This window comes from Gracilibacillus sp. HCP3S3_G5_2 (assembly GCF_052063305.1).
Classification (GTDB): domain Bacteria; phylum Bacillota; class Bacilli; order Bacillales; family Amphibacillaceae; genus Gracilibacillus.
In genome coordinates, this window is the sequence record NZ_JBQHXU010000014.1 from 79,939 (window position 1) to 86,763 (window position 6,825).

The following is a 6,825-nucleotide window of genomic DNA, read 5'->3' on the forward strand; positions in this document are numbered from 1 at the left end:
TACATAATGACAAATTCGTTCCAATTTCCAGGTAGTGAAACAAACCTTTTACATGGTGGACAACAAGTCGATCCTGCCACAAATGCTCGTGCTGTTCCCATTTATCAAACAACTTCGTATGTATTTAATAATACGGAGCACGCCCAAAATTTATTTGCTTTAGCAGAAACTGGGAATATTTATTCTCGGATCATGAATCCTACTGTTGATGCTTTTGAACAACGAATGGCCTTGTTAGAGGATGGCGTAGCAGCAGTGGGTACAGCTTCGGGAGCATCTGCCATTACACTAGCTATCTTAAACCTTGCCAATGCTGGAGATGAAATTATCGCCGACAGTAATTTATACGGTGGTACGTTTAATTTATTCAATAAAACATTGCCCAAATACGGGATTGATGTGAAATTTGTCGATGGAACAGATCCAAAGAATTTCCGTAATGCGATTACCTCCAAAACAAAAGCGATCTTCGGTGAAGTGATTACTAATCCTAGTCTGAATGTCTTCGATATCGAAGCAGTAGCGGATATTGCTCATGAGCAAGGAATACCTTTAATTATTGATAATACCTTTGCTACACCTTATGTATGTAAACCGATTAGCTGGGGTGCTGATATTGTTGTCCACTCTGCAACAAAATGGATCGGTGGTCACGGAACATCAATTGGTGGAGTTGTCGTAGATAGTGGAAGATTTAATTGGAATAATGAACGATTCCCTGGATTCACTGAGCCAGATGATACGTATCACGGTATAAGATTCGGGATCGATATCGGACCAGCTGCATTTGCTACCAAATTGCGTGTACAGTTACTTCGGGATATTGGCCCATCATTAAGTCCTCAAAATGCCTTTTATTTCTTACAGGGACTGGAGACATTACATTTACGTATTGAGCGACATGGCGAAAACACAAAAGCAGTTGCTCATTACCTGGAAAATCATCCACAAGTAGAATGGGTTTCTTATCCAGGTTTGGAGAATCACCCTTCTCATCAATTAGCCAAAAAATATTTATGTAACCATTTTGGCTCTATTATCGTCTTTGGTATAAAAGGTGGTCGAGATGCTGGTCGTCAGATAATCGATCATATTCACTTATGGTCTCATGTAGCCAATGTCGGAGATGCAAAATCATTAATTATTCACCCTGCATCTACTACACATCAGCAGTTAAATGGAGAAGAATTAAAAGCATCTGGTGTTACCGAAGAGTTAATTCGTCTGTCTGTTGGGATTGAAACAGCAGAGGATATTATCGCAGACCTAGATCAGGCGATCGCTAAAGCAACTAATAGTGAACCAACTATTAAGCCGGACGCTGAAAAAGCTATTGCTTGGGCACTTTCCTCACCTTTCGCTCGAGAGAATGAAGGAATTCGTCCGAAAACAATAGCTGTAGCTGGTGATATTGATAATTCAGAAGCACTGACGAGATTAAATAAACTAGGTTATAAGATTATTCCGGCAAATGCTGTCGATGGCGCTATCGATATTTTATTTGTTACTAATAGTGAAGAAGCAGCAAATGCTTATACCGATAAAGCAAAAATTGTCTGGTTTGCCAAGGAGCAAACCAATCCTGAAACGAAGCGCAAAGCAGAAGCAAGCGGACAAATCGTCATTGAAAATAAATGTCCGTTCCAGGAAGCAGATCGCTTACGCCGCGGAGAATAAATTCATTTTCTCCCTGAATAACGTTATTTATCTCCCCAAGATAAATATATATAATAAGACCGCAGACCTTTGTAATGGCTTGCGGTCTTATCGTGTTTAACAGCATATTTTCCTATTTACCCTGAATTCTTGATTGTGGTACAATACATAACATTATACAAAAACAAGCATTTTCAGCTATCGAATTGCATATTGTTGAAACACATACAAATAAATACATTTTGGGATACGAACATGATATGTGCTTGGCGAGATACCCTCCATTGTTCAGGGAATATCTCTCCACTTATCTCGTGAGCAGACTCACCTATCTATTTGATTTTTGTTAACAAATCTAAAAGACGGGTATAATCAAATAAGAGACTTTTTAATGTAGGTGTTAGTGATGAACAAAAAGGTATTCTTTTTTCTTATAATATTTATCCTCATTACCGCAATCGGTATTTTTCTATTATTTCTCCAAACTGACCAAAACGAATCCCAAGATGCTGACTCTCAACCTAGCGATGAGGAAGAAGCATCTGAAGAAATGATGGAAGAAGAAGCAAATGATCAGGAAACAGGGTCAATTACCCGAAATGTACGGGAGGCAGTAATGGAGGCACTTAACTTCTTTCAAAAGGATACTCACATTGTGGCGATTGGTGATTCCTTAACACAAGGTGTGGGGGATGAAACAAATAATGGTGGTTATATTGGCATTTTAGAGGAACGGTTAGAGGAACAAGATATTAATGTCACATTTGATAACTATGGGAAGCGTGGTAATCGTACAGATCATTTGCTGAAAAGATTGAACGAGAACCCTGAGATTACTAGATCATTGGAAAAGGCAGATATGGTCCTTATTACGATTGGCGCAAATGATATTATGCAAATAATGAAGGACAACTTTATGAATCTTACAGAAGAACCATTTATTGAAGGACGTGAGCCGTATGGTGAGCGGTTAACACAAATATTAGCGCACATTACTTCTGTTCAGCCAGAGGCTGAGATTTATCTATTAGGATTTTTTAACCCTTTTGAGAGATACTTTGGAGATATTGAAGCACTAAATCAGATTTTGACACGTTGGAATAATGAAAGCCTACAAGCAACCAATCAATTTGAACAGGTTCATTATATTCCGATGCAGGACATTTATCAGTATGAAAGTGAGAATGTGTTTGCCGATGATAATTTCCACCCGAACCACAGAGGATATGAATTAATGGCGGAACGTGTAATTACTTACTTAGAAAATGACTTACAACAAGTTCAAAATTAAAGGATGACATTCATGAAAGAGAAAAAAGCGACGAATTGGAAAAAGTTATTTGTTACCTTAGCTTCGATTAATTTTCTCCTTCTTTTTGGCATAATACTCTTTATATACTGGCCGGTCCCTAGCGCAGAACCGCCAGAAAAAGTATACCTGGAGGAGGAAGCGGGAGCTGAATTCACCATCCGCTCAAGTAAAGAAAACTTGAATCAATTGATCAATGCTTATATTGCCCAATTACCGCAGTTGGGTAATATTCAATATTCCTTTCGACTCGATGAGGAAGTGCACTTAATGGGGAGTGTCGAAGCTTTTTCTACAGAGGTTCCTGTCAACATATCATTTGAACCAGTAGTACAGGAAAATGGTGACATCATTCTTCAGTCAACTGGGATGTCCCTAGGATTATTACGATTGCCCCAGGACCGAATTTTACAATATGTTAGCAGTCGTGTGGAAACCCCTGATTGGATTACAATCAATCCCAAAGAAGAGCGTATTTATATTGCTTTAACGCAAATGGAATTAAAGAGTAATTTCCATGTAAAAGCCCAGCAAATTGATTTAGCCAATGATAATATTGCCTTTCGCATTAAAGTGCCAAATGATACGTTAGGGTTAGAATGAGGCCAAAAGCCTGGCCTTTTCTAGTTTTGATATTACCCTTTCTTTTCAATTAATCCATTTTGATAGGCATAAACAGCTGCCTGCGTGCGATCTTGTACTTCCAACTTACTTAATATATTGCTGACATGTACTTTTGTCGTTTTTAATGCAATAAATAGTTCGTCGGCTATTTCCTGGTTAGTCTTACCTTGGGCAATCAGTAATAAAATTTCCATTTCTCGGTTGGTTAAGCTTTCATGTAAGCTTTTCGATTTTCGGCTGCTAAATTTCGCCATCATTTTCGCTGTCACTTCTTTTTCGAGAACAGATTCCCCTGCATACGTATCACGAATTGCTGCTGCGATTACATCTGCTTTTGACGTTTTTAACAGATAACTTGTTGCACCAGCTTCTAATGCAGGATAGACCTTATCATCGTCAATAAAACTAGTGACAATTAAAATTTTCGCTTCCGGCCATTCATTAATGATTTGGCGTGTAGCCTCAATACCGTCCATTCCTTCCATGACTAAGTCCATCAAGATGACATCTGGTCTATGCTCTAAGGCTAATTCTACTGCCTTTTGACCATTGTCAGCCTCAGCTATCACATCAATATCCTCTTGTGTGGTCAAATAAGCACTTACGCCGATTCGCACCATTTCATGATCGTCAACAAATAATACTCGTATCACTATTATTCACCTTCTTCACTGATTAATGGAACACGTACTTCTATTTTCGTTCCCTCATTTGACAAACTTACGATAGTAAGGCGCGCACCAATTTCAGCTGCCCGCTCATACATATTAGTTAGGCCATACGAGCTATCCTTTTTCTCCTCTACGTGAAACCCGATACCATCATCGACAATTCTCAGAATCAAAAAGTTATCCCGTTCAATTAATAACACGTCGATAGCAGAAGCTTTAGCATGCCTTAGCGCATTGGAAAGAGCTTCCTGCAAAATTCGAAACAGCTGATCCTCGATCCCCTTGTTCACGTTGATTTCTTCTAAACGCCAAGAGATCTCCATCGGTACTTTAGCATGGAGCTCCTCCAATAGTTGCTCCATCCCTTCATTCAAGGATTTATCTTTTAATAAGACAGGGCGTAAGTGCAGGAGCAATGCACGCATTTCTAATTGTGCCTGTTGAATCATTGCTTCGATTTGATGCAGTTGTCTTGTCGTTATTTCTTTTTGCTCTGAATTTGATGCAATGACAGCAGAAACAAGCATTGAAGCTGCGAAAAGTTCTTGACTAACAGAGTCATGCAACTCTCTTGCCAGCCGGTTACGCTCCTCGGAGATAACCTGGTTAATCGTTTCTTCCTGTGCACTTGCTCTTTCATCAATTAATTTTTGCGTACGTTTCGTCTGATCCTGAATATACTGCTGTACTTCTTTTAAGCGGCTATGCACATGATTCATTTCTTCATAGGAGATAGGCTCTGAAAAAGATTGATTTTTTAGTAATCTGGTTAAACTGTTCTCTAAAAACTGAATCCGACGCTGCCAAACGACCGCAACGATAATTCCGATAACTGATCCAAACAGAATCGTAATAGTCGGTAGCATCACCACAAATGGAATCTCTAACACCTTTGTTGACCATAATAATTGCCAGTTTTCAATCGGAAATGCTAGATAGTAAAACACACTCAAAATAATGAGAAGAGACAAGGAAAACAAAGAAGCAGTAGCAATCATTCTTGTATATAATTTCATCCTCTTCTCACCTCAAGCTTTCCGGCAATCATTTGGGTAAAGATTTTTACCCTTTGAGGTGAACCATGGTATCCTTTTGTTTGCAATTGAATGTGACGGTTAAAGGCATTTTTTTCCTCGTGATCAAAAGCTTCAATATCACCAAAAACAACGGTATGGTCAATGGTTACTTCGATATCATATGGTACAATAATAACAATTTTTCCGGCGAGATGACGAATGACCATGACAGATTCTTCTTTTGGCAGCATGGTATCATTTAAATCTATCAACACATCACCGACTGCTGATTGAATATTCAGGTCCTGCCATGAGAAACCTTTTTGTGTTGTATGATATTTACCAAACCATTTATTTTGAATCACACGATCCTCGTATAATGTTTCTTCTGTACTATCAATATGCTTTGGCAGTGGCTTGGTCTCCTTTTGTTTCTGTTGATACCAATGCCAAATAAAATAAAAAAGAATAACAAAAATAAAAAAGCGAATGATAAATGTATTAATAACTGCAATAAAGACAATGAATGCGCCACCCCAGAAGAGTGTTTTACCTGTTGTAGTTTGGAAAGATCGTCTTCCAAAGTACATGCCAACTGCCCCTAGTGCAATAAGAAAAAGGAGGCCAGCATCCATAAAAATAAATTCTATGAGTAACAATACACAGCCAATAATTAAAATAATCTGTAATAGATCGTTGTTTGCTTTTTTTAACATAGTGAAATGGGCCTCCTTTTTGTCACATAGATAGTGATAATAAAAGGTGCAGGATTATCTGCACCTTTATAGAATAGCATGTTTTTAGTTAGAATTTGTAGCTTTTTTTTCTAATTCTTGAAAGCGTGCATCTAATGTATGCAAGCGGTAATCTGTCTGAACACGTTGTTCAAGACGTTCTATATAGCTTTCCAACTCGGCAAATTTTGAAGCACTTTTGGAAACTAATTCTGTTTCCAGCACTTTATTCATCCCTTGTTTGGTGCGGGCAACATTTTCCCTGCTCTTTAATTCAAGGCGTTTTACATAGAGATCTTTTAATTTCTGTTTCATTTGGATATATTTTGTTTCGAGCATCTCGAGATCTTTAACTGATTTATCGGCCATTTCATTTAATTGAGAAACACGCGCCTCAAATTGCTCTAATTCTGTTCGCGCTTCAGCCTGCAATGCTGCCTCTTGCATTTCCTCTGCTAATTGAACCTGACGTTTGCGTTTTTCAACCATCATTTTGGCATGATTCAATTCTTTAGCAATATCATTTTTTATTTCATACTGTTTTTCCACAAGCCGCTTAATTTTCTTTACTTCCTGCTCACATTCTCGAATGTACTGATTAACGTGTGCGATTGGGTTCTTCTCCTCTTTTCGATCCATTGCCTCATGTAAATCCGCCATCACTGAATCTTTAATACGTGTAAATATGTTTGACATGTTATATTCCTCCCTCAATAAAGTTAATTTTTCTTCCAAATACTCGCGTATTCTCAATATTTTATAAACACTAGTTAGTTGACACACCTTATAGATAGTTAAAAATTGAAAGTAATTCA

The 6,825-nt window shown here is 38.1% G+C and carries 7 protein-coding genes; 3 read left to right on the forward strand and 4 right to left on the reverse strand.

What is annotated here, in order from left to right:
• Positions 1-6: 6 nt before the first annotated feature.
• From ACTNEP_RS17985 to ACTNEP_RS17995, 3 genes are all read left to right on the forward strand, one after another.
• The gene (locus ACTNEP_RS17985; protein ID WP_441163358.1) at positions 7-1,677 is read left to right on the forward strand and encodes an aminotransferase class V-fold PLP-dependent enzyme; all 1,671 of its coding nucleotides are present in this window, start codon (positions 7-9) and stop codon (positions 1,675-1,677) included.
• Between the two features lie 385 nt (positions 1,678-2,062).
• Positions 2,063-2,947, forward strand: a complete 885-nt coding sequence (locus ACTNEP_RS17990) for an SGNH/GDSL hydrolase family protein (RefSeq protein ID WP_441163359.1) — start codon at positions 2,063-2,065, stop codon at positions 2,945-2,947.
• Between the two features lie 12 nt (positions 2,948-2,959).
• On the forward strand, positions 2,960-3,568 hold the full coding sequence (locus tag ACTNEP_RS17995) for a YpmS family protein (RefSeq protein WP_441163360.1): 609 nt from the start codon (positions 2,960-2,962) through the stop codon (positions 3,566-3,568).
• Positions 3,569-3,600: 32 nt separating this feature from the next.
• On the opposite strand, the gene ACTNEP_RS18000 is transcribed toward ACTNEP_RS17995, so the two are convergent.
• From ACTNEP_RS18000 to ACTNEP_RS18015, 4 genes are all read right to left on the reverse strand, one after another.
• Positions 3,601-4,242, reverse strand: a complete 642-nt coding sequence (locus ACTNEP_RS18000; RefSeq protein ID WP_441163361.1) for a response regulator — start codon at positions 4,240-4,242, stop codon at positions 3,601-3,603.
• Positions 4,243-4,244: 2 nt separating this feature from the next.
• Complete coding sequence (locus ACTNEP_RS18005) at positions 4,245-5,276, reverse strand: sensor histidine kinase (protein ID WP_441163362.1); 1,032 nt, start codon at positions 5,274-5,276, stop codon at positions 4,245-4,247.
• Positions 5,273-5,992, reverse strand: a complete 720-nt coding sequence (gene liaF, locus ACTNEP_RS18010) for a cell wall-active antibiotics response protein LiaF (RefSeq protein ID WP_441163363.1) — start codon at positions 5,990-5,992, stop codon at positions 5,273-5,275. Before liaF ends, ACTNEP_RS18005 begins: the two co-directional genes overlap by 4 nt.
• 84 nt (positions 5,993-6,076) lie before the next feature.
• Complete coding sequence (locus ACTNEP_RS18015) at positions 6,077-6,706, reverse strand: PspA/IM30 family protein (protein ID WP_441163364.1); 630 nt, start codon at positions 6,704-6,706, stop codon at positions 6,077-6,079.
• Positions 6,707-6,825 lie beyond the last annotated feature (119 nt).

Coding starts and splice junctions, on each gene's coding strand:
- liaF (WP_441163363.1), bottom strand. CDS start 5,992: ATGTTAAAAAAAGCAAACAACGATCTATTACAGATTATTTTAATTATT.
- ACTNEP_RS17985 (WP_441163358.1), top strand. CDS start 7: ATGACAAATTCGTTCCAATTTCCAGGTAGTGAAACAAACCTTTTACAT.
- ACTNEP_RS18015 (WP_441163364.1), bottom strand. CDS start 6,706: ATGTCAAACATATTTACACGTATTAAAGATTCAGTGATGGCGGATTTA.
- ACTNEP_RS17990 (WP_441163359.1), top strand. CDS start 2,063: ATGAACAAAAAGGTATTCTTTTTTCTTATAATATTTATCCTCATTACC.
- ACTNEP_RS17995 (WP_441163360.1), top strand. CDS start 2,960: ATGAAAGAGAAAAAAGCGACGAATTGGAAAAAGTTATTTGTTACCTTA.
- ACTNEP_RS18005 (WP_441163362.1), bottom strand. CDS start 5,276: ATGAAATTATATACAAGAATGATTGCTACTGCTTCTTTGTTTTCCTTG.